The sequence below is a fragment of the Hymenobacter montanus genome, assembly GCF_014699115.1.
In the GTDB taxonomy this organism is placed as follows: domain Bacteria; phylum Bacteroidota; class Bacteroidia; order Cytophagales; family Hymenobacteraceae; genus Hymenobacter; species Hymenobacter montanus.
This window is the reverse complement of record NZ_JACXAD010000005.1, coordinates 32,401-55,781: the sequence shown is the minus strand read 5'-3', so window position 1 is coordinate 55,781 and position 23,381 is coordinate 32,401. Positions and strand designations below refer to the sequence as shown.

The following is a 23,381-nucleotide window of genomic DNA, read 5'->3' as shown; positions in this document are numbered from 1 at the left end:
TTTTGGTCGGCTTCACCTCCCGAGTGGGCTCGCCTGACAGCCGCAAGGCCTATCTGGCATTAATTGAGGGGGCATAAACGCGCTTCAAAATCTGCCGGCCGACATGGGGGCGGTAGTGAGATTCTTCGTAATAGTTACCCACGAACGCGGTAAATTCATTCACGCCGCTAAAGTCATGAATTCGGTTGGCGCCAAAGGTGCGCTGTAGGATAGTCAGATCAGCGGGATTCAACTGCTGCTGTTGGTAAAGGGGACTAATTACAAAATGGAAATTGGTGCGATGCCGCTTGAAGATATTGCAGATGGCAATCAGTTCACGTAGCTGAGCCGCGCCGATGACTGCATGGGCAACACCGGGTTTACGGCCACGTAGCCGGGTGTTGTGGGCGTAGAATCCAAGCGAGTCGCGTTTGATTTCCGCATTAATGTCAGGCAAAGTCAAATCGTTGGTCACCGGGTCGTAGTCTATACGACGGTTTCCGAGCGCGTCGCCCATTTCGGGAACAAACTTGCCCGTAATACGGTAGCGGAGATATTTGTAAAAAAACAGGTCGGACAAATAGGCCTTTAGGAATGATAACTGAAAACTGAGGGGAAATTCGCCGGTAGTCCGGGGGTCCTTACGGAATATATGACCTTCTTCATCGCTCACTTTCTCTAGTAATTGATGGTCGACTACGAGTAGCACGTTCTTCAGAGTGGAGCCATGCTGCTCTAAAAAGAGCAGCTTGCGCCAGATTCCGTATAAAGACTCACCGGAGGCATCATAGTGAAAGGCCAGCGTGTCACCTATATAGGGTGTCCAGTCTCGAATCATAAAGCTCATCGTGCGCGAGTTGCCAAGGATGAAACTGCTATAAGGACGCTGCTTATAGGTGTTCAGGTACATCTGGGTGCTGATGTAATCCCGGTTGGGAATAACTATAAAGGGCTCATCAAACTTCTGGTAGCTGTACAATACGCGGAAGGGATCGAAGACAATATAGGTAGCAAGGACGGGGAGAAATGGTAAGCTAAGCAGTAGGGCCTTGATAAGTAGTCGACTACTGCCCCTATTTTGGGATAATGAGTTCATGCTAGAATTGGAAGTAGATGAACTGGACATGCTTGAACGCTCCTAGGAAGGCTGTATATAAAATGATACCGTAATAAATGGCCCAACGCACCGGGGTAGCTTGTTGCACCAGCCAAGTATTGATCGCAATACGATATTGAGCCTTTTCTATTAAGAATAGCAAAGCCAAGGCGCCGGAGAGGGCCAGCCATTCATGGGGCATGTAGAATACTTTAACGGTGGACAAGCCAGTATAGGTATTATTTTGCCAGGTAGACGAACTGCCTTCGAAGAGGTGCGTGATGACGTAGAGCGCATCATGCAGCGTATTTGCGCGGAAGAAAATCCAGGCAAAAGCTGCTAGTATGCAGGTAAAGGCAACGTTGAGGAGAGGACTGTTCAGAAAGTGCATATGTGTGCGCTCAATGAAGCTGTCGCGGCTTTTCCTGGTAAGCATCCCAATTACCAGATACAGGCCATGGATGGCGCCCCAAGCAATAAAAGTCCAATTAGCGCCATGCCACAGACCACTCACCAGGAATACAAAAAATAGGTTGAAACACGCCCGGGGCAGCGCTACCCGGTTGCCCCCCAGGCTGATGTACAAATAGTCCTTAAACCAAGTAGAGAGGGAAATGTGCCAGCGGCGCCAGAACTCGGAAATGCTCCGGGAAAAGTAAGGTCGATCAAAGTTTTTCATCAGCTCAAATCCCATCACCCGAGCTGCGCCAAGAGCCATATCGGAGTAGCCGGAGAAGTCACAGTAAATCTGGACGGAGAAGAAGATAGTGGCTACTAGTAGCGGCAGGCCATGAAAGTCATGCGGCTTGGTATACACCTCGTTCACCAGATAAGCCATCCGGTCGGCTATCACAACTTTTTTGAATAAGCCCCAGGCCATCAGACGAAGGCCGCTGGTTACCTGGTCGTAGCTGAACGACTTCTTTTCGTGAAACTGGTGAAGCACATTTTGAGGCCTTTCAATCGGTCCGGCTACCAGTTGGGGATAAAACATCACATACAGGGCATAAATCCCGAAATGGCGTTCAGCAGCCTGATTACGACGATATACCTCAATGGTATAGCTCATCGCTTGAAACGTGTGGAACGAGAGGCCGATGGGTAGAATAATGTTAAGGAGAGGTAGCGAGGCAGTTGGGCTACTGAGGTGGAGCAGGGTATTGACGTTATCTATAAAAAAATTATAATATTTAAAAACGGCAAGCACTCCAATATTGGCAACCAAGCTCATGGCCAGGTAAAGTTTGCGTTGGCTGCCAACGGCACTCTCAATGAGGATGCCCGCGTAGTAGTCGATTACAATAGTCAGGAATAGAATTAAAATGTAAACAGGAATGAAAGCCATGTAGAAGACGCAACTAGCTACCAATAAATGAAGCCAGCGGAACCGGTGAGGTAACAGGTAGAAGAGGACTGTTACGACCGGGAAAAAAATGAGGAACTCAAGAGAGTTGAATAGCATAAAGCGGGCTAAAATGAGATGCAAAACTAGCATCTACTGACCTTGTAGAAGTCAGTAGACGGCTCCGCAGGCCCTACGCGGTGACCCTCGACTCGACGGCTTGCACCCCATTACTGGCGTTATTACCTCAAACCTTTGGCAGAGTATTTTAAGGCGCTCGGATAGGGTGATGCGCTATTCACCGCAAGGATGCCTTGCCTAAACCATCCAACTGAACTTTCCCCTGGCCACTATGTTAACCATCCAATCTGCTACCTTGCGACCCCATTGGCCGTATACGCCAGACCATCATTAACCCAACCCAAATTGAAATGGGACACAAAGCAATTGAAATAACTGACGCCAACTTTGATGAGATCATCAACGGCGAGAAGCCCGTACTAGTCGATTTTTGGGCCGAATGGTGCGGCCCCTGTCGCATGGTGGGCCCCGTAGTGGAAGAACTCGCCGGCGAATACGAAGGCAAAGTAGTGGTGGGCAAAGTTGATGTTGACGCCAACCCCCAAACTTCGATGAAGTTCGGTATCCGCAGCATCCCAACCCTGCTCGTGTTCAAGAACGGCCAAATTGTCGACAAGCAAGTAGGCGCCGTGCCCAAGCACGTGCTCGCTCAAAAACTCGAAGCTCAGGTGACGGCTTAATTCTGTTACTGTTCCTGTGTAAAAGCCCCGGGCCAATGCGGCCCGGGGCTTTTTCGTGCCTGCTGAGCGGACCTGCCTGGTTGGCCTGCACTCGCTACGGGCCTTGGAATACGGCGCGAAGTCACGACCAAGAGCAGGATGCAGGCAATGCAATTCCTTCATTCATCAGCGAAGCCTCGGCCAGTGCTGGGCTTCGCTGATGAATGAAGGAAGTAGCCATTCGGTTAGGTCGGCTAAGTGTTATAGTGTTATAAGGTAGCGTGTACTAGCCTGGCGCCGATGCGTCAGGGGCCACTGGGCTTACACCTCACCTATCTCTTCCCTGCGCGGACTCGCAGAGTCCACGCTACAGGCTGCGGCTATTGGCTTTACTGTCCGCTTTCCACCCCAACGGTTGCCTGCCTAACTTGCGCCTCCCATCTCAACCCCACCCTCCGCATGCGCTACACTCCCCTGGCTCCCGAGCTTTTTGTTGAAAACCGCCGCCGCTTCCGCGAGCAACTGCCGCCGGCTTCGCTGGCCATTTTTCAGTCCAATGACGTGATGCCGACCAATGCCGACGGCACCCTGGCTTTTCGGCAAAACAATGATTTGTTCTACCTCAGCGGGGTCGATCAGGAGGAAAGCATCCTCGTTATTTTCCCGGATGCCCGCCTGCCGCAGCACCGCGAAATACTGTTTCTGAAGGAAACCTCCGAGCACATTCTCATTTGGGAAGGCTACAAGCTCACCAAAGACCAGGCGCGCACCAACTCCGGTGTACAAACCATTATGTGGCTCGATAGCTTCAAAACCGTGCTGCCTGCCCTCATGAACGAGGCCGAAAACGTGTATTTGAACTCCAACGAGCACATTCGGGCGGTGGTGGAAGTGGAAACCCGTGATGCCCGCTTCATCAAATCTTTGCAGAGCCAATACCCGCTGCACACCTACCGCCGCGCTGCACCCTTGCTGCACCACCTGCGCGCCATTAAGAGCCCCGAGGAAATCCGGGTGATGCGCGAGGCCTGCAACATCACCGAAAAAGCGTTTCGGCGGCTGCTGGGCTTCGTGAAGCCCGGCGTGTGGGAGTTCGAGATTGAGGCCGAGATTGTGCACGAGTTCATGCGCAACCGCAGCCGCGGGCCCGCCTTCGGCAGCATCGTGGCCAGCGGCAAAAATGCCTGCGTGCTGCACTACACCACTATCGACAACCAGTGCCAGGCCGGCGACGTACTTCTGCTCGATTTTGGGGCCGAATACGCCAACTATGCCGCCGACCTTTCCCGCAGCATCCCGGTCAACGGTAAGTTCAGCCCCCGCCAGCGCCAGGTGTACGAGGCCGTGCTGGCGGTAATGACCTTTGCCAAAACGCAGCTCGTGCCCGGCGGCGAAATCGAAGCCTACCACCGGGCCGTGGGCGAGTGCATGGAGCGGGAGCTCATCAAGCTGGACCTGCTCAACGCGGCTGACGTTCAACACCAGGACCCGGCCGCCCCACTCTACAAAAAGTATTTCATGCACGGCACCAGCCACTACCTCGGCCTCGACGTGCACGATGTGGGCTCCAAATACCGCACCTTCGAAGCGGGCATGGTGTACACCTGCGAGCCGGGCATCTACATTCCGGAGGAGGGCCTGGGGATTCGGTTGGAAAACGACATCCTCCTGACGGCCAACGGCAATGAGGACTTGATGGCCAACATCCCGCTGCAAGCCGATGACATTGAGGCGCTGATGAAGAAATAGGTAGGGGCCAGCCTTTGCTGCGGGTCACTCGTGCCATAGCGGCTGGTTCTACCAGTTGAGGCGGCCCGCAGCAAAGGCGGCGCTCTACCTACTTACTCGTGGCCTGCACGATTTGTGGCAGGTATTTAGCAAATGCTTGCACTTGCGAGCGAGTGAAATTGCCATCGACGGCCACCAGCACGAAGGAGTCGGCTACGTCGGGCAGTTGGCCAATGGCGGCAAACTCCGAAACCTTGTCGCCGGATGCGCGCACCGAGACTTGATAATCGTTGCCCAGGGCCGAACCCGCCGAAATAGGCTCGTACTTGTTGCCCTGCAAAATGCCCGTGGCTTCCTGGCGCAGGCCCTGACTGGCTAGCTCGCGCGCGCCACCCGTGGTAGGAGCAAAACTAATGACCTTGGCCGCGCGGATGCTCGTAATGGCATCGGTTAGCTCGGAGCCGCCGAGGAGCTTGGCGGCTTTCACCAGGGCGAGGCGTTGGAGCAAGCCGGCCGACCACTCGGTCGTTTTGAAGCCCGGGCGGCCTTCGTACTTAGAGAAAAAGGAGCCTACGGTGCGGGCGGGCGTGCCGGGACCACCGGCGCGGCAACTCACCAACAACAAAAACAAGAAGAGGGCGGGGAAACGGAGTTTTAATATCATGGGGCAAAGTTGGCAAGAATCAAGAATTATAGCTGCCTTGTACGCAGCTACGTCTTGCCGTAGTTACTTGCCCCGTGGCCAAACCCAATAGGCCCACATGCTTCGGCTCGCTAAAAAACCACTGAATTAAGAAAAAAGACCTCGCGGTTGGGGCCGTGCTCCACCCGCACCCGCTGATAGCCCGTGGCCACAAATCGGCTGCCATACCACGGCAATAAGTCGGCCTGAGACGTTTCAATAGGGCGTTCCGCGTCGGTGTCGGCGGCCGACAGCACGGTCTGAATAGGTATTTCGTGATCGTTGGGCGACGACTCGGCGCGATTTATCAGCTTGTAGCGGAGCTTGTGTTCGTCGAGGTAGGCCAGCACGAGGCGGCCATCCGGAAGGGTTTGCAGGCGTACGGCTTCTTCCAGCTCGGACCGGCGCAGGTTCTCCACCACGAAGGTATTGTCCCAGACCAGGTTACCCGAGCGGTCAAAGCCGCACACCAGAGCGTGGGTGGTCTGGTAGCCGTCGAAGATGCGCGAGTTGATGGTGCCGGGGTAGCCGTATTGGTTGCCCAGGCTATTGAAGGGGCCGATGTAGCTGCCGTAGTTGTTGTAGCGGTAGTGGGGGTGATACACTTCGGCCACCAGCACGTAGCCGCCATCGGGCTGCGGCAGCAGTTCGTGCAGCAGCAGGCGGTAGTGCCAGCGCAGAGGGGGCACCGAGCGGGCAATCCGCCGCTCGGTCCGCAGCCGGAGCCGGGCCTGACGGGAAGGCTTAAGGTAATCAAAAAAGTGCTTCAGCCGCAGAAAATCGTAGAACCGCAGCGGCGGCTTGGTGCCGACCTCGGTCGTAGAGCGCAGGTTGGTAGCGAACAAGCCCTGGGCATAGTTCGCGTCGCGCAGCGAATAGGTGCCCATAAGCAGGCGAGCCGCCGTGTCCTGCGGCGGGGTAAGCTGGGCCGTAATCAGGCTGCGGTCGCTTTCGGCTTGCACAAACTCCGCACTGACCAGCTGGCCGCGGTCGGTGAGCTGCTTAAGCAGCAGGCGCGACTTGCGGCCGTTGGTCTGGCTCAGCACATATTCGGCGCGGCGGGTAGCGGCGTCGGCTACGAAGGTAAGCTGGGTGGGCAGCGGCTCGTAAATGGAAGAGATGTATTGCATTTGGCCGGTCGCCACGTCAAGAATCAGAGCCGTGACGTGAAGCTGGTCGTTCAGCAGCACGGTGGCAAACAGGCGCCCATCCAGGGCCTTTAGCTCCACAATTTCACGGCTCAGGCGGGTTTCGAACTGTTGGGTACGCACCTGGCCCAGGCGGCCGTTGTACGCCGCCACGTACAGCCGACCTGGTGTGCTGCCCGACGAGAACAAGGCGTACACCGTGGTGCCTTCCGCGCACATCCGCATAAAGCTGAACTCATCGGGTATTTCCAGCGGGTGCTCATTGCGCCGCTGCAAGGCGTGGTCGTACTGCTGAAAGGTAAAGGCGACCTTGTTGGAAAGGGGCCGTTCGCGGCCTACCAGCAGCACAACCGTACTATCGGCGGGTAAGGCTTGCACGTGTACTTCGCTGTTGGCCGCAGTCAGCGGCAGCTCGGTCCGGGCAGTTTGCACGGGGGCATTGGCGGGCGGGGGAGACTTACGGGGCTTCTGTGCGTGCGCCGCTGGCGCGTTGGCCAGTACCCCGAACGAGAGCAGCAGAGAAAGGTAGCGAATGTTCATGGCCTTACGCCGTTAATAGCAACTGAGACTGATTAGCCCCATGAGCGGTGGCTATTCGAAAGTTACACCAAAACCACGCGTTTCGTGCGGCCAAAGACCATTTTATTTAGGGCTGACTCAACGACAGGACGACGTCGAACTCTTCGGGCCGTACGGGCAGCACCGACAAGCGCGACTGGCGCAGCAGGGCCAGCTCGCTCAGGCGTGCGTCGGCTTTGAGCTGGGCCAGGCTCACGGGCCGGGGCAGGGCCTGTACGGGGCGCAGGGCCACTGCCACCCAGGGCGAGCCAGCTTCGGCGGTGGGGTCGGGTATGGCCTGGGCTGTTACTTCAGCCACGCCCACCACGGCCTTTTCGCTCACGCTGTGGTAAAACAGCACCAGGTCACCGGGCTGCATCAGATTCAGGTTGTTGCGGGCCTGGTAGTTGCGTACGCCGGTCCAGGCCGTACCGTCTTCCCGCACAAAAGTGGCCCAAGAGTATGCTTCCGGTTCTGATTTAACAAGCCAGTGCTTCATGTCGCGGAGTGATGAAGGAGAGCACAACAATGTTATAAAGTCCTGCAAACCTACTTCCGACCGCAGTATAACCTCAACCGCCGCCCCTGATCAAAGCCCAAACCCTAAATCGAAGCTTACGATATTGGCCGTGAGGTCGGTGCTGCGCTGGTAGTGGGCGTAGCGCAAGTCCACGGATTTGAAGCGCAGGAGGTGAGCCCGCCCTAACTGGTCGTGGCCCGGCACGTGCAAGCGGCCAATGCCGTACACGGGTGAGTAGCGCACGCCCAGGCCCAGTTTATGGGCCGTGAAGCCTGATAAGTCGTAGTCGGAGGTGTAATACTCCTCAGCCACGGAGTGGGCCAGATAGGGCGCGAAGTAGCGGGCCGCTGTCTGCTGATGGTAGCGATAGAAAGGGTAGAGCACGAAAAACGGCGTCACCTTGACCGGCAGCTCTACCTCCAGCGTGTGCGCTTGAATGCCAAAGTTGTCGTTGTAAAAGCGGTAGTACGTCCGGAGCTGCACCAAATCTGAAGCGTAGTAGCTAAGCCGCAGGCCCACCGGGTATTTGAAGCGAGAGCCCGGCAGTTTTTCTTGTTTGGGAGCCGATGGTGCCAGCTGAGAAAAGTCTTTCTCTACGGCGGTCACGGGGTTGGGGGTAGAGTTATCGAAAAAATAAACTCGGTGAAACGGCGTGCTCAGCAAGCCGTTTTGCTGCACCAGCTCCATGCTGAAGGCCATTTGCAGCCGCTTAGAAACCACTTGCGAATACGTAGCGCCGAAGTTGTAGCTCTGGCGGCGGGCCGTACCATAGGCCGACTTGTTGGGGCGGTTAAGGCTTCCACTAACGAACCCAGGCCGCAATTCGACGGGTGTAATGAGCGTCACTTGGTCCAGAAACACTTGCCCGGTGAGGCCCAGTTGCCGGTTGCCGTCTTTCGAGGTTTTAGCGAAAGAGCCCACCACGTTGGAAGAAAAGTAATCATATTCCTTCGACACGCCCGCTCCCAGGCCCCACTGGGTGCCACGGGCTTTTTGCGCGCGGGAGTAGCCAAAATCGGCGTGCAGGCGCTTGTCGTGGCTCGAAGGAGAGGAGAGCGCAAAGTCAATCCGGTCGGTGGAGGCGGAGGCGTAAAAGTCAGCCCCGATGTTGGCCGAGAGTCGGCTTGCGGTGTCCAGCGGAATGTTGATGATGATGGTGGGCGTAACGTCGGTGAGGAGCTCGGTGCCCCGGCCACCTTCTACCGCGCCGTGGGTGCCATCCTGCTGGTAATAGCTACCCAGGATGTCGATGGTGGTTTCATCGGCGGCGCGGTTTACGGGCACGGTCGCACCTACCGGCGCGCCGTAGCCATCTACCCGGTTGGGCAGCAGGGGAGTACTGACGGGTTGGGTTTGGGCCCGCGCCGGCGCGGCGGCAGCGAGGAGAAGAAGCAGGTAAAATTTCACGGCAATCGAGTTGAGATAGCATCTGAGGTATGAACCGGAGCGTACCTCCGGTGGGTACACCGGGCTCTCCCTTCCGGTAAAGGGCCGCCAGACGACTGCTGAAGCTGTTAGAATGCCTCGCTCCGGTAAGGAACGGGGAAGAACCCTAGTTGCAGCCGCAGCCGCCGCCTACTTTGCCGCTGTTGGCCCCGCCGGCGCCCTCGCGGTAGCTCTCGAAATTGGTTTCGGGAGTTTCCACGGTTTTACTGCTCAGCTTCATGTCCTCGTCGTTGAGGTATACTTTCTGGTAAGCCGCCACCGATACGCAACCGGGCAGCGCGGCCCCCAGCGGCAGCAGCCCCAGCACGAGGCGAGGGCCGAAGAAAAGCAAGTATTTTTTCACGGGTATTTTACGGTAATCAAGGGTGGGGGGCGGCCGCGCCGTGGTAATAATTCAATTTCATGCCTCGCGATGCGAGCATGCGATTATCGTCGGTGATGAGGGTGCAGTCAACCCCTTTTAGACCATTGATAAACGCTAAGCCGGCGCTAGGCCCTTTCACAAACACAACTTCGTCCAGGCCGTCGGCCAGTTCTACATCGGCGCACACAATGGTAACCGAGCGCAGCCCAACGGACGGGTAGCCGGTGTGGGGGTTGATGATGTGGCCGTACACTTGCCCGCCCACCGTAAAGTACTGCTCGTAGTTGCCGGCCGTGACCACGGCCACATCGGTTACGTCGATCCAGGCGGCTACGCTGTGCGGGTGGTCGGGGTCGCCGATGGCTACGCGCCAGAGCGAGCCGTCGGCCTGCCGACCCCAGCAATAGATGTCGCCCGAGCCATTTAATAGCCCACCCCGGATGCCCAGGCCGTCCAGCACCTGCTTGGCCCGTCGAATACCGTAGCCTTGCAGAATGCCCGCCAAGTTGATGCGCATACCTTTCTCGGGTAAGAAAACCGTGTGTTGCGCGGCATCGAGCTTCATTTTTTGCCAGCCGATACGGCGCACGGAAGCGCGCACAGAGGCCGAATCGGGTAGGCTGGGGTGAGCCTGGTGGTCAAACTTGTAGAGCTTGTCGGCGCTGGCAAAGGTGATGTCAAAAGCGCCGTCGCTGAGCTGAGAAAGGCGCAGCGTGCGACTGATCAGGTCAAAGGTCTCGGCTGATATCGCCACGGGCCGCACGCCAGCCAGCCGGTTGATGCGCACCACTTCCGATGTGGAGTCCCAGAACGACATGAGTCGGTCGATGCGCCGCACCTCGCCCAGGCCCGCCCGCAGGGCTCGTTGGCCCGTCGAATCGTCGGCCGCGACCACCGTGAAGGTGAAGGTTGAACCCATCAGGTGGGCGCTGCGCGTGAAGGTGTGGCGCTGGGTAGCTGGTGCAGGTTGGGCCGGACCGGGTAGCACCAAGCCCAAGAGGGGCAGCAAAAGCCAGCAGACCAGCGCAGGTTTCCGAGGTATTTTCATCCACTTGACACTCTTCGAGGCCGTCTTATCCGTTTACCAGCACTCCGCCTATTATTACCTAAAGCGTCGGCACTACTTTTTTCAGGTAGGCTTCGAAGGCGGCGGGCCCTCCGGAAATGTAGCCAGTTTTGGCCAGTACCCGGCCGTCGGGCGCAATCACAACGGCTAGTGGGAAGTCGCCTTCGCGGTTAAGCAGGGCCGCCGCTGTTTCGTTACGCTTCACCTGGGCGGCAGTGGGCTGGTTGCGTTTCTGGCGCGGAAAGTCGAAATGAGCCAGCACCAGCCGGTCTTTCGCGTAAGCCGCAAATTCGGGCCTGGCGAATACTTCCTGCTCGTACATGATGCAAGGCTTGCACCAGTCCGAACCCGAGAAAACGGCCAGAATGGGTCGGTTGGTAGCTTTAGCCTGCGCCTGGGCCACACTTAGATCGCTGAGCCAGCCCCCCAGCTCATCGGCCGGTGCCGACGCTACGGGCGCAGTAGGCGACGAAATCTGGGCTGATGTGGTCACCGCTCTGCTCCCACCCGTGCCGCTGGCTGCCCGGGGAAGGTTGGTTTTAACCGCCCCTTGTTGCGCGAGCGACGAGCCGGCGCTACCCAAAAACAGGCCAAGAACGAGCGGCCGTACGAAGCGGCCGGAACTTGCGAATGACATTCGAAGCAGGATAAGATAGGAGACCTCGCTAACGCAACTTAGAGCCAGCAGGTTCTAAGAAGCTGTTTAAGTTAATGTTTTGCTGCCACTCAGATTCTTACAACTTCATTTACCACTTTTTGGCGCGTTTGACGGCAAGCTGAATCGTTGTTTCAGCGCACGGCTAGGCTGAAAAGGGGGGCTAAGCGCCGGAAGAAGAAATAACTTAAACAGCTTCTAAGCGCTGATTCAAGCAGCCGGCAGCGCCACGCTCCGCCGATGACCATGTTACACTACCGAAATCAGTTGACTTGCCTCAGGGCTGCCGCCGTACCTTCAGAATTTTTGGGCCCTGGCTCAGGGAGAGGATTTCCAGGGTGTAATCGGGCTCCTGGCCTTCGGTGAGGTGGATGCGCAGGCGGGTGTTGCCGTCGGCCGTCCAGGTACCAGGGTGGCCGGCCAGACCATCGGTAGGGGCGATGTCGAACTGCTCGAAGCGGCCGGCAGGCCCAATAGCAAAGCCCGTGCGGCCCCGCGAGGGCGGAAATTTGTACGTGTTGGGCCGATATACGAGCGTGTCGCCGCTGTTCTCCTCGCGCGACACGAGCCAGGTGCCTTCTAACTGTTTCATCGAGGTGGGCATGAGAGCTGCGTTGGGGGCGTGCTGCTGGCAGGTGGCACCTAACAAGAGCACCGAGAGCGGCAGCAGCCGGGCGACAGCATATAACATAAGGTTTGGTTTGTCCAAAATTGAAAGGAACCGAAAGGTAAGATGAATCAATCAGCCCGGGCCCGGAACGGGGTTGGCCATTCGCTGCCCGGCCGCGTAAGCACTGATGTACGCTACATTCGTTCCCCAATAAAACTCTTACCGTGGATAACCGCGCCCTGACCCGTGCCTTCAAGCTGGCCGCCCAGCTCATGGAACTGCACGACGAGAATCCTTTTAAAATTCGCGCCCTCGAAGGCACGGCCAATGCCCTGGATGCCCTCAGCTTCCCGGTATCGGAAGTGGAACGGTCCGGCCTTCCCGACCGCACCGGGCTGAGCAAGACGGCCGCCGCCAAAGTAGCCGAGCTGCTCGACACCGGTACGTTTTCCGACTTGCAGCGCCTGCTCGACGTCACCCCGCCCGGGGTAGTCGAGATGCTCAAAATCAAAGGCATTGGTCCGAAAAAAATCCGCAGCCTGTGGCACGAACTCGGCCTCGAAAGCATTGAGCAGTTGCGCGAAGCCGCCGAAAGCGACCAGGTTAGCAAGCTGAAAGGCTTCGGCAAGAAGACCCAGGAAGCTATTCTGGAAGCTCTGGAGTTTGCTGGCCAGAGCAAAGGCAAGCTGCTGTACCCCCAGGCCGAAGCGCTGGGCGAGCAGCTTGCCCGGCTGCTGCGCGAAGCGCTCAAAACCGATAAAGTAGCCCTGGCTGGTGAGGTCCGCCGCCGCCTCGAAATCGTGGAAACGGTGCGCGTGGTGGCCGCCACCGACCAGCCCCTCAAAGCCCACGAAGTGCTCAATGCCCAGGGCGGCCTCACGGCGGACCCGCGCCGCTCCGGGCCGTTTGCCTGGCGAGGCACGGCCACCGAATCGGGCGTGCAAGTAGAGGTACTGCTAACCACGGCCGAAGATTTTGTGACCGAGCTGTTCCTGAACTCGGCGGCGGAAAACCACCTGACCGAGGACTTGCTCGGGGTCACCAGCTACGGGCCCCCTACCAGCCTGCGCCAGTGGGCCCGCCGCGAAAAATTCCAGCAAGAAGAAGCCCTCTACGAAAAAGCGGGCCTGCAATTCATCGTGCCTGAGTTGCGCGAGGGCCTGGGCGAAATTGCCTTGGCAGCTGAGAAAAAGCTGCCCCGCCTGCTCGAAGACGGCGACCTACGCGGCTCCCTGCACAACCATAGCACTTACTCCGACGGCAACCACAGCCTGCGCGAGATGGCGACCTGGCTGCGCGACCACCACTACGAGTACCTCGGGATCTGCGACCACAGCCAGGCGGCCCACTACGCCAATGGCCTCGGGCCCGAACGGGTGCGCCAGCAGCACGAGGAAATCGACAAGCTCAACGCGGAGCTCGCGCCTTTCCGCATCTTCAAGGGCATTGAGAGCGACATCCTCGGCGACGGCGCCCTGGACTACGCGCCCGACGTGCTGGCCAGCTTTGACTTCATCGTGGCCTCGGTGCATTCCAACCTGAAAATGGATGAGCGCAAGGCCACCGACCGTCTGCTGCGGGCCATCCAGAACCCTTATACTACCATGCTGGGCCACCCCACGGGCCGCTTGCTGCTGCGCCGCCAGGGCTACCCCATCGATTACAAGGCTGTTATCGACGCCTGCGCCCAGCACCAGGTCATCATCGAAATCAACGCTAATCCCTGGCGCCTCGACCTGGATTGGCGCTGGGTCCGCTACGCCCTCGACCAGGGCGTAATGCTCAGCATCAACCCCGACGCCCACCACACCGATGGCTACGCCGACATGCACTACGGCGTACTGATGGGTCGTAAGGGGCTTTTGACAAAAGAAATGACGTTCAACACCAAATCGGTGGAGGAAGCGGCGGCTTATTTCGAAAAGCGCAAAGCCGGTATCACCCCGCCACTGGAATACAAAAAGTCACTGTTTGAATGAGCGGCGGGCGGTTGCAGAGCTGGCAGCGGAACTGCGGAACTGGCCGCAGTCTGAAGCTGTCGCAGACTGCGCGACTGCGTGCCACGGGTACGGGGGCAGTCTCCGGACTGCCGTTGCGGGGTGATGGTTCCAGCAGTCTGGAGACTGCCTCCATGCCCGTGGCGCGCAGTCACGGTCGCTTCGCTCCCTTAAGACTGCGGCCAGGTAGGTAGCTTGGTATTGGTTATGAAAATTCTGGTTCTCCGCTTCTCCTCCATCGGCGATATCGTCCTCACCACGCCCGTGGTGCGGGCGCTAGCGCAGCAGGTGCCAGGCGCCGAAGTGCATTTTGCCACCAAGGCCGCCTACCGCAGCTTGCTGGAGCCTAATCCTTACGTGACCAGGGTGCATTGCCTCACCGGCCGCCTTCGCGACCTGGTGGAGGCGCTGAAAGCGGAACAGTTCGACTACATTATCGACCTGCACAATAACCTGCGCACGCGGATAATCAAGCTGCGCCTGGGCGTGAAATCAAGCAGCTTCGACAAGCTAAACTGGCAGAAATGGCTGCTGGTCAATTTTAAGCTTGATAAGCTGCCGCGGGTGCACATTGTGCAGCGCTACCTGGAAGCGGCCGCTCCGCTCGGCATCAAGGACGACGGGCGCGGGCTGGATTATTTCATTCCGGAGGGTCAGGAGGTCGACTTGGCCAGTTTGCCGCTGGCTTTCCAGCAGGGCTACGTAGCCATCGCCATTGGGGCGCAGCACGCCACCAAGCGCCTGCCGGTAGAAAAGCTGATAGCGCTGTGCGCGAAGCTGGCCCGCCCCGTGGTGCTGCTCGGCGGGCCCGAAGACGAGAGCATTGGGCACGTCATCGAGCAGGCTTTTGAGACGCATACCGCGACGGTCGAATCACCCGTCCCGTCGATTCCCGATAGCCCGTATTATTTCCCGGCCACGGCGGTAAGTACCCCAGCTCCCCAGGCCCTGATTCACAACGGCTGCGGGCGGTACTCGCTACACCAATCGGCCTCGCTGCTGCGGCAGGCGCAGTTTGTGGTAAGCCACGATACTGGCCTCATGCACATCGCGGCCGCCTTTGGCAAGGAGATTTTCAGCGTGTGGGGCAACACCGTGCCCGCGTTCGGCATGTACCCCTACCGCACCGAGTTCCAGGTGCTGGAAGTGCCCGGGCTGCCCTGCCGGCCATGTTCTAAAATCGGCTATGCCAAGTGTCCGCAGGGCCACTTCAAGTGCATGCGCGACCAAGCGCTGGACTTAGACCTGCCCCCGGCGCGCGATGGCCGCTAATACTAATCTGAGACGCCAAACGCGCATTCTGCCCACCCGAATCGCAGCAGACCTCAACGCTGCTCACCCAGGACCTGATACTGATGGTCAAAGATTTGGGTTTGGCATGGGAAAACCAGCCGCTATAGCTCCCGGTAGTGGTATCCCCTTTGGCGGATATACAATTTATGATGGTACGCGAGGAGAATAGGTACTCATTACTGTTTTGTAGAAGAAACCTGGTTCTAGTTCATCCACACCCTACTCCGGTTGCTTCAGCCGCTTTGAGAGCACTATCTCATCCGACAGTTCGGCAACTTTGTAGCCGTATTTATTTAGAGAGAAAGCATGGATAATTTAACAGTCGCTGGTATTTCGCTAGTGCTAATCCCCACATCTGAAGGTCCCCAGTTGAGTAGTAGGCAGCATCCAGATTTAAAGCCGCTAGCTTTGGTTGTCAATGCCGCAGCTACTGGTACATTCCGGGAACTGGCTGAAAGGTTGGAACGGGGGGAGGATGCGGGTAATCAGGCTTGGTATGCTGTTCGACCCGAGCCAGGTGATGATGTTACCGAAGAAAGCAATCGCTGGCGAGAACTGACAGGCTCAGATCCCGGTGAAGATAGCTATCTAGTGGGTACAACTTTCACTCGTTCTGCAATTCTCGTCCCGCGCAAGGCACTTCAGGAACTGATTTCTGCATTGCAGGTGCTGCGACAGCAAGGCACTGTTGTATCACCTGCACCTGAAGCTGGTACTCAAAGCGAACCTGGTAACAACAACGCTTCGCCAGACGCACAGTTACCTCAACCAACCCTAGATCCCCAAGTTGACGAAATCCTTTTGCGGGAACTGGAGGAACGTGCTGTTGCTCTAGATGCTTTGGAACAAGGCGAGCAGACGCTGGAAGTAGCTGCTACCATATCAGCCAAGCGTAGGTTTTTGCTGCTAGAATTAAACGAGGCAGGCTTGTTTGATGCCTCTAAAGCGCCGGATCGATGTTCACAGCTAGAGCGCTTGCAACTGCCAAACCTGCTTGCTTACCACACAGCCGCGATGGAACTCCAGTCCTACCTAGCAAGTCCTGCTAGAAAGCGGCTTTTCCCAGACTCGGGTTCGGAGTCAGTAATAGGTGCCTCTGTTTCCATCGACTGGTTTCGCCTGCACGAACCAACCCCTGAAAAATATCAGCCTTATGACTGGCTGGCGTTTTGCGAGTCAATCCTTCGTAAAGGTAACAATGGTGTCGCAGGCTCAGGTGAAATCTTTTCTCGTATCGGACAGCAGTGGTATGGGCTGTGTTGGAGAAGAGATGACGGCGTGACCCCTGCACTCGTTTCAGCAAGACCATATAGCACTGCTTCTTAATAATCCTCTACTGGAAGCTGTGTTTAAAAAGGCAGGCTAGGAGAGAGGTCTGGAAAAGGATAAGGTTGGCAATGCCCACCTTAATTACCAAAGAAAGAGGACGGTATTTTCAGTGCAACGATTGTAAAGCACAGAACCTTACTCAATCCGCTCAAACCCGCAATAATCCTGCAGCAACAGCGGCAGGTCGATGCCCGTGCTGGTTTGGTTGTTCTCCAGCAAAGCGGCTACAATGCGGGGCAGCGCCAGGGCCGAGCCATTGAGCGTGTGCAGCAGTTGAGTTTTGCCCCCGTCGGCGCGGTAGCGGCACTTGAGGCGGTTGGCCTGGTAGGTTTCGAAGTTAGACACCGAGCTTACTTCCAGCCAGCGGCCCTGCGCGGCACTCCACACTTCGAGGTCATAAGTAAGCGCGGCGGTGAAGCTCATGTCGCCGCCGCAGAGGCGCAGCACCCGGTAGGGGAGGCCTAGCTGCTGCAACAGGCTTTCGACGTGGGCCAGCATGGCGGCCAGGGCGTCGTAGCTGGCTTCGGGCGGCGTAATTTGCACGATTTCAACTTTATCAAACTGGTGCAGGCGATTGAGGCCCCGCACGTCGGCTCCCCAGGAGCCAGCCTCGCGGCGGAAGCAGGGCGTGTAGCCGGCCAAGCGCACGGGCAGCTTCTCCAACGGTACAATCTCGTCGCGGTAAATATTGGTCAGGGGGACCTCGGCCGTGGGAATGAGGTACAGGTTGTCCTTGGCGTCGTGGTACATCTGGCCGTCCTTATCGGGCAGCTGGCCGGTGCCGTAGCCGCTGGCCTCATTCACCAGGATGGGGGGCTGCATTTCGGTGTAACCGGCTTTCCGGGCCTGGTCCAGGAAGAAGTTGATGAGACCGCGCTGGAGGCGGGCGCCCTGATTTTTGTACACGGGGAAGCCCGCGCCCGTGATTTTATTGCCCAGCTCAAAGTCAATGATGTCGTACTTCTTAATCAGCTCCCAGTGCGGCTGGGCGTCGGGGCCGAGGGTGGGCTTGATACCCTGCTCGCGCACCACCTCGTTGTCGGCGGCGGTGCGGCCTTCCGGCACGCTCACGTGGGGCAGGTTGGGCAGCTTGTAGAGAAGAAGTTGCTGCTCTTTTTCAACTTGCGTCAACTCCGCGGCCGCCGCCTGGGTGTGCTGCTTCAACTCGGCGGTGCGGGCTTTAAGGGCTTCGGCCCCGGCCCGGTCGCCCGACTTCATGAGGCCCCCGATTTGGCGGGCCAGCTCATTGGCTTCGGCCTGGGCCGCGTCGTGGCTGGTTTGGAGCTGGCGGCGGCGCTGGTCCAGGTCGAGAATGGCGGCCACGTCGGCGGGGCCGGTGGCGTAGTGTTTTTTGGCGAGGCCAGCCAGGACCAAGTCGGTCTGGTCACGAAGAACGGAAATCTGCAGCATGAGCGGGCAAAGTGGAACGGGCGCAAATGTCGGAAGTAAAACCGGCCGGTGCCACTGCCCAACCGCCCCGCGTGAGGGTCTCAACTTATTTTGTGCTCTCGGGTGATAAAGTGCTATCCGCACGCATCCGATTTGGCAGTTTGCCCGTAATGCGCTAACATTGCGCTAGCAACCGGCCGCCGTGGCAGGAGCAGCGGGCCCCGGCGCCCGCGTCCAGCCCGTCATTTGCTAGATTTTCAGCGGTCCATTCTGCACTTAATTTCTTGCTTATTTCATTGTGCGCCGCGCGTTGCTATGCTACATAGCCCGCGTTTTCTGCCGATGCTCATCGCGGCTAGGCCGCTTCCGGGCCGCAGCTGACTTTTTGAGCTTCCCGCGCACCTCCTGGCCAGCCCCCTCGCCTTAAGCTGATGTTTCTCCCCTTATTCCCTCTATGCATACTATTAACGAGTTGAAGGACCGGCTGCTGTCCGACCTCAAAGAAATTGCCGAACGAATGAACATAGGCAACTTCAAACGGCTCAGCAAGCAGGATTTGATTTATAAAATTCTCGACCACCAAGCCCTGATTCCGGGCCCGGCCGAGCAACCAGCGGCCCCGGCACCCGCCCCGCCTGCTTCCCTCGCTGCTCCTGCCACTGCCACCAAGGTGGAGGCCCCGGCCGTTCCCACCCCGGCCCGTACCACTCCTGGTAAGCCTGCGGCTGATAAGCCCGCTACCCCGAAGCCCGCCGGTCGCCGGCCGGCCCCCAGCACCGTCGAGCAGCCTTTTTCGGACGTCGCGCCACCGGCGCCGAAATCTGCTAACGGCCGTGCCCCGCGGGAACTGCGCCGGGAAGCCCCGGCCGCGCCGGCCACGCAAGCGGCTTCTGGGCCTACCGTCGAAATACTCGACCCGCTCGAAGGATTGGCACTGGTGCCAGCCGGCGACGCTACCGGCGCCTCTTTGGCTAACGAGCCCGCGCCGGCTCCCAGCCCGGCGCCGGCGGCGGATACTACTCCCAGCGCGGACGAACAAATTAACGGTCCCACCCAGCCGGCCCCCCCCATCGCGGCCCGCCCCGAACGCCGGGAGCGCCGCGAGCGAGTCGACCGAGCCGGCCGACCCATTACCGAGCAGCGGGCGGCGGAAATAGCGGCCGAAAAAGCCGCGGCGGAGGCTGCGGCGGCCGAAGCTGCCGCGGCCCCCGCCGAAAACCCCGACCCCCGCCCCGGTACCTTCGACGACCGCCGCCGTGAATCCGGAAGCAATGGCTTTGCCGACCGCCGCGAAAACCGCGCCGACCGATTCGAGCGGGACAACCGGGAGCCGCGCGACCTCCGCGACCAGCGCCCTAACCGCAACGACCAACCCCGGGACCGGGATGGCCAAGCGCGCGAGCCGCGGAACGACCAGCCCCGCAACGGCTTGGAGCGCGACGGCCGCGACAATCGCAACCTCAGCCGTGAGGAGCGATACGCGCAACGCGACCAGCAGCGCCAGCAGCGCCCGCTGAACTCCGACGGCACGCCGCGAGTCGACCAAGCACCGCGCGAGCCCCAGCGGCCCGCCCGCCAGGAGATCGACCTGGTGGTAACCGGGGGCGGCACGTTTGAGATGATGCCCGACGGTGGCTATGGCTTCCTGCGCTCGCCCTATTACAATTACCTGGCCTCACCCGACGACGTGTACGTGTCGCCGCAACAGGTGAAGCAATATGCCATGAAGGCCGGCGACACGGTGGTGTGCACCATCCGCCCCCCGCGCGAAGGCGAGAAATACTTTGCCCTGGTGAGCGTGGAGAGCATGAACGGCCGCACCGTGGAGGAAGTCCGCGACCGGGTGCCGTTCAGCCACCTCACGCCCCTGTTTGCTGACCAGCGGATGAAGCTCAGCACGAAGTCGAGCCAAATCAGCACCCGGGTGCTCGACTTGTTCGCGCCCATCGGTAAGGGGCAGCGCGGGCTCATCGTGGCCCAGCCCAAAACCGGCAAAACGGTGCTGCTGCAGGAGGTTGCCAACGCCATCTCCGAAAACCACCCCGAGGTGTACTTGATGATTCTGCTTATCGACGAGCGCCCGGAGGAGGTTACTGACATGGCCCGCACGGTGAAGGCCGAAGTCCTCAGCTCGACCTTCGACGAGACGGCCGACCGCCACGTGAAAATCGCGGAAATGGCGCTCGACAAGGCCCGCCGCCTCGTGGAATGCGGCCACGACGTAGTGATTCTGCTCGACTCCATCACCCGCCTGGCCCGGGCTTACAACACGGTGCAGCCCAGCTCCTCGCGCATCCTCTCGGGGGGTATCGACGCCGGCGCCCTGCAAAAGCCCAAACGCTTCTTCGGCGCGGCCCGCAACGTGGAAGGCGGCGGCTCGCTAACCATCATCGCCACGGCCCTCATCGAAACCGGCTCCAAGATGGACGAGGTTATTTTCGAGGAATTCAAAGGCACCGGCAACATGGAGCTGCAACTGGACCGCAAGCTGGCCAACAAGCGGGTATTCCCGGCCATCGACATCCCAGCTTCCGGCACCCGCCGCGAAGACCTGCTCATGAGCAAGGACGAGCTGAGCCGCGTGTGGGTGCTGCGCAAATTCATGTCGGACATGACGGCCACCGAGGCCATGGAATTCCTCAAGGACCGCATCAAAGGCACCAAGGACAACGAGGAGTTCCTGATATCGATGAACGGCTAGTCAGTCATTATCTCCCCAGCAAAAAGCCCCCGGTAGTGTTACTGGGGGCTTTTTGTTGGGAGAATAGCAGATTCAGGGTTTAGCAGTGCGGCTTCAAAGCTATCTATTGCTGCACTATGATAAAAGCCGGTCTCAACTCGGCGAGATAGTTTTGACTTTTGCTTGTTCTAGTGCTTTCCGGCTAACAGGGGCCTTGCCGCCCTGCGCCAGCGTGAAATCTGCTGATTACCGCACTTCTAATTCCTATGCAGCCCCTCCCTACTAACCTGCCCGAATTACTTTATATCCACGACCCACTGTGTGGTTGGTGCTACGGCATGAGTCCCATAATTAACCGGGTGCAGCAAGAGTTCGCGGGCCGTATCGAGGTGTCGGTGCTGTGCGGGGGCATGGTGAAGGGCGACGACGCAGGCCCGATTGCCGCTAGTTGGGACTACCTCAGCTCAGCCTTGGACGAGGTGGAAAAAACCACCGGCGTGCGGTTTGGGGACGATTTTAAGGCCCTGGGTGCCGCCGGAGTGTACGTGTACGACTCGGAGCCGCCCAGCCGGGCCATCGTGGCCTTCCGCCAAATTACCCAAGCCCCGGCCCGGGCCGTAGCCTTTGCTCACGCGGTACAGGTAGCCCTGTTTCGCGACGGCCAAGACCTGAACGAGCCCAGCACCTACAATGCCTTGCTGAGCCCCCTGGGGGTTGACGTGGTTGAGTTCCAGCGTCGTTTTGCAGCTCCCGAAACGGCCCGCGCCGCCCAGCAGGAATTTGCGGCCGTGGCGCGTATCGGCGTGCAAGGCTTCCCAACTGCGGTGCTGCGGCTCGGTGAGCAAGGCTACGTACTGGCCCGAGGCTACCAGCCCTACGAGCAGCTGCGCCAGGGGCTGGAGCAGTTGCTGCGGGACGAAGCGGGGGCACAGCTACGGTAGCGGCCCAGAACGAGGCAGGGGTGCCGAGCCTGGGGTGGGCCTGACCTAGTAACGCCTCACTGAATCCGTACGACTTGTTGTTTCAGCGGCGACCAGGCAATCTGCTGCCGGTCTTCTTTGCCTTTCAGGTATTCGAAACGAATGGCATCGGGCCGCTGCCGCAAGTCGTTCCAGGTAGCCCGGTCGAGGTTGGCGAGGTGGGTTGGAAACGAGGCGTTCTTGGCGACCGCGGGCGTATAAAAGTGCGAGGGCAGAAAAAACTCGTCGAGGCGCCGCCGCACATATGTTTCACGCTCGGCGCGGGTGGCCGTGGGGGTCTTCAACTCATACACCAGCGAGGCTTCGAGGTCGGAGGCGGTCAGTACTTCGCGAAAAATGACCTGGCCACTGGCCGTGGTAATGGTAAATTCGCCGGTCCCCACCAGCATAGCCGGGCCCCTGAACACCAGCTGGAACGTATCGGTCGGGCCTCCGGGCTGGCTGAAATTATGCCGCTGCCGCACTACGCGCAGGGTGTCGCTGCCGGCTGATACGGCTTTGGTCCGTGTCGTATCGGGCGGCGGTAGGGTGGCCGAATCGGGCGTGGGCCGATTGGCGGTACGGGAACCCGTTCCCTCATTTACGGCCGAAGGAGTGGAGTTGCAAGCTGCTAGCAGCAACAGCGCGAGCCAAGTGAAACGCATCGGATGGAATGAGCGGGGAGAAGACAAGACGGCCATTACTACGCGGCAACCGGTGCCGCAGGTTACCGATTTAGACCACCCGCCCCGCCTAGTGCCACAGCAGCATGGTTATGAAAGCCGTGCTCAGACACAGCGACGACACTTGGTTCATGCGCATGGTGTGCTCGAAGTCAGCCGCCCCTTCATCGTGCCAAACCAGCCACGCCCAGCGGCTGAACAAGGCTACTACTGGCCCCGTGGCGACCAGGAAAATCAGCAGCGCCCGGGTTTCCTGCCGCTGCCAGTACGCCAGGGCCAGGGCCGCGGCCCCCGCCAGCAGCGCCCCGGCCGCAAACCCAAACGTGCCCCGGATGCCCAGCCGCAAGCTGAGGGTATGGTCGCCGCGCTGGGCATCTTCGGCATGTTGGTAAACTTGCGTTAGTGGGTAGGAGCCGCACAAAAACAGCGTGCTGACCAGCGCCAGCAGCAGGTTGGTTTTCTCCGTGAGCTGCGGGAGCAGAGCCCCGACCCCCACTTGCGTCATCAAAAACGTGAAGGCTCCCTGGAAGATGACGACCACCAGCGTGCTCAGTAACGGATATTTCTTTAGTCGAATGCCCTCGTAGCTGTAGGCTTTGGAAACTAATAAGTATACCGCTACCAGCCCGGCAAAAGGCAATGAAAGCAGCGCCGCGCCCGCCACGGCCAGGCCATCGAAGAGCCACACCAGATGCAGCAGCTCCGGCGTCACGGCTGGGGGCGCTTTTAACCCGCCGATGCTGCCTTCGTCCCGGTCGTAATAAGAGTTGTAGCCGTTCGACGCCGGGTAGGCCAGCAGGTGCAACACCACGAATACGCCTAGTGCCCGCCACCCACTCCACGGCCCCCGCAAGGCACTCAGCCCAAACCAGAAAATGGGCATGAGGTAAACCGAGAACGGGATGCGCAGCAAGGGCAGCGCCTTTTTATAGGCAGTAAACAAAGCCAGTGAGCAATTAACGGTGAGTAGAAAGAGCGTCCCGCAGAGCGCAATGAGCCGGCGCCGGCCTGGCCAGCTCTCCGCGTCAAAACTAGCCTAACGCCACCAATAGATTGGCTGGCGCGGTAAAGAGTACTTGGCGGTGCCGACCGTAGCTTAGGTCGCTCCGCAAGAGGT

The 23,381-nt window shown here is 59.0% G+C and carries 20 protein-coding genes; 7 read left to right on the top strand and 13 right to left on the bottom strand.

Annotated elements, in window-relative coordinates:
* Window positions 1-49: 49 nt before the first annotated feature.
* Together IC235_RS05690 and IC235_RS05685 are read right to left on the bottom strand one after the other, a co-directional pair.
* A complete protein-coding gene (locus tag IC235_RS05690) occupies window positions 50-1,075 on the bottom strand; it encodes a hypothetical protein (RefSeq protein ID WP_191004200.1) in 1,026 nt (341 codons plus the stop codon).
* A 1-nt stretch (window position 1,076) separates the two neighbouring features.
* A complete protein-coding gene (locus IC235_RS05685; protein WP_394355243.1) occupies window positions 1,077-2,420 on the bottom strand; it encodes an MBOAT family O-acyltransferase in 1,344 nt (447 codons plus the stop codon).
* Between the two features lie 428 nt (window positions 2,421-2,848).
* Here IC235_RS05685 and trxA point away from each other — a divergent pair, with 428 nt between their 5' ends.
* Both trxA and IC235_RS05675 read left to right on the top strand, forming a co-directional pair.
* Window positions 2,849-3,178, top strand: a complete 330-nt coding sequence (gene trxA / locus IC235_RS05680; protein ID WP_191004198.1) for a thioredoxin — start codon at window positions 2,849-2,851, stop codon at window positions 3,176-3,178.
* 438 nt (window positions 3,179-3,616) lie between these two features.
* The gene (locus tag IC235_RS05675; protein WP_191004197.1) at window positions 3,617-4,906 is read left to right on the top strand and encodes an aminopeptidase P N-terminal domain-containing protein; all 1,290 of its coding nucleotides are present in this window, start codon (window positions 3,617-3,619) and stop codon (window positions 4,904-4,906) included.
* Window positions 4,907-4,994: 88 nt separating this feature from the next.
* Here the strand turns inward: IC235_RS05675 and IC235_RS05670 are convergent, their stop codons facing one another.
* From IC235_RS05670 to IC235_RS05635, 8 genes are all read right to left on the bottom strand, one after another.
* Window positions 4,995-5,549: a DUF4252 domain-containing protein gene (locus tag IC235_RS05670; protein ID WP_191004196.1), complete on the bottom strand. Its 555-nt coding sequence runs from the start codon at window positions 5,547-5,549 to the stop codon at window positions 4,995-4,997.
* Window positions 5,550-5,659: 110 nt separating this feature from the next.
* Window positions 5,660-7,255 (bottom strand): hypothetical protein, encoded by a 1,596-nt coding sequence (locus IC235_RS05665; RefSeq protein WP_191004195.1) that lies wholly within the window; start codon window positions 7,253-7,255, stop codon window positions 5,660-5,662.
* A gap of 106 nt (window positions 7,256-7,361) precedes the next feature.
* Window positions 7,362-7,772, bottom strand: a complete 411-nt coding sequence (locus IC235_RS05660) for an EVE domain-containing protein (RefSeq protein WP_191004194.1) — start codon at window positions 7,770-7,772, stop codon at window positions 7,362-7,364.
* A gap of 90 nt (window positions 7,773-7,862) precedes the next feature.
* On the bottom strand, window positions 7,863-9,200 hold the full coding sequence (locus IC235_RS05655; RefSeq protein ID WP_191004193.1) for a DUF3570 domain-containing protein: 1,338 nt from the start codon (window positions 9,198-9,200) through the stop codon (window positions 7,863-7,865).
* Between the two features lie 145 nt (window positions 9,201-9,345).
* Complete coding sequence (locus tag IC235_RS05650) at window positions 9,346-9,582, bottom strand: DUF4266 domain-containing protein (protein WP_191004192.1); 237 nt, start codon at window positions 9,580-9,582, stop codon at window positions 9,346-9,348.
* Between the two features lie 16 nt (window positions 9,583-9,598).
* Complete coding sequence (locus IC235_RS05645; protein WP_191004191.1) at window positions 9,599-10,612, bottom strand: FAD:protein FMN transferase; 1,014 nt, start codon at window positions 10,610-10,612, stop codon at window positions 9,599-9,601.
* A gap of 97 nt (window positions 10,613-10,709) precedes the next feature.
* The gene (locus IC235_RS05640) at window positions 10,710-11,306 is read right to left on the bottom strand and encodes a thioredoxin family protein (protein ID WP_191004190.1); all 597 of its coding nucleotides are present in this window, start codon (window positions 11,304-11,306) and stop codon (window positions 10,710-10,712) included.
* Window positions 11,307-11,601: 295 nt separating this feature from the next.
* A complete protein-coding gene (locus tag IC235_RS05635; protein ID WP_191004189.1) occupies window positions 11,602-12,015 on the bottom strand; it encodes a hypothetical protein in 414 nt (137 codons plus the stop codon).
* Between the two features lie 143 nt (window positions 12,016-12,158).
* Between IC235_RS05635 and IC235_RS05630 the strand changes: the two genes are divergently transcribed.
* From IC235_RS05630 to IC235_RS05620, 3 genes are all read left to right on the top strand, one after another.
* Window positions 12,159-13,913, top strand: a complete 1,755-nt coding sequence (locus IC235_RS05630) for a helix-hairpin-helix domain-containing protein (protein ID WP_191004188.1) — start codon at window positions 12,159-12,161, stop codon at window positions 13,911-13,913.
* 225 nt (window positions 13,914-14,138) lie between these two features.
* Complete coding sequence (locus IC235_RS05625; protein WP_191004187.1) at window positions 14,139-15,203, top strand: glycosyltransferase family 9 protein; 1,065 nt, start codon at window positions 14,139-14,141, stop codon at window positions 15,201-15,203.
* A 327-nt stretch (window positions 15,204-15,530) separates the two neighbouring features.
* A complete protein-coding gene (locus IC235_RS05620; RefSeq protein WP_191004186.1) occupies window positions 15,531-16,550 on the top strand; it encodes a hypothetical protein in 1,020 nt (339 codons plus the stop codon).
* Between the two features lie 138 nt (window positions 16,551-16,688).
* On the opposite strand, the gene serS is transcribed toward IC235_RS05620, so the two are convergent.
* A complete protein-coding gene (gene serS, locus IC235_RS05615; RefSeq protein ID WP_191004185.1) occupies window positions 16,689-17,963 on the bottom strand; it encodes a serine--tRNA ligase in 1,275 nt (424 codons plus the stop codon).
* 433 nt (window positions 17,964-18,396) lie between these two features.
* Here serS and rho point away from each other — a divergent pair, with 433 nt between their 5' ends.
* Both rho and IC235_RS05605 read left to right on the top strand, forming a co-directional pair.
* Window positions 18,397-20,643 carry a transcription termination factor Rho gene (gene rho, locus IC235_RS05610; protein WP_191004184.1) on the top strand — a complete coding sequence of 749 codons (2,247 nt, stop codon included), beginning with the start codon at window positions 18,397-18,399 and terminating at the stop codon, window positions 20,641-20,643.
* A gap of 245 nt (window positions 20,644-20,888) precedes the next feature.
* A complete protein-coding gene (locus tag IC235_RS05605; protein WP_223847099.1) occupies window positions 20,889-21,563 on the top strand; it encodes a DsbA family protein in 675 nt (224 codons plus the stop codon).
* A gap of 56 nt (window positions 21,564-21,619) precedes the next feature.
* Here IC235_RS05605 and IC235_RS05600 read toward each other — a convergent pair whose 3' ends face one another.
* Window positions 21,620-22,246 (bottom strand): hypothetical protein, encoded by a 627-nt coding sequence (locus IC235_RS05600; RefSeq protein WP_191004182.1) that lies wholly within the window; start codon window positions 22,244-22,246, stop codon window positions 21,620-21,622.
* 88 nt (window positions 22,247-22,334) lie between these two features.
* A complete protein-coding gene (locus IC235_RS05595) occupies window positions 22,335-23,207 on the bottom strand; it encodes a UbiA family prenyltransferase (RefSeq protein ID WP_223847098.1) in 873 nt (290 codons plus the stop codon).
* Window positions 23,208-23,381 lie beyond the last annotated feature (174 nt).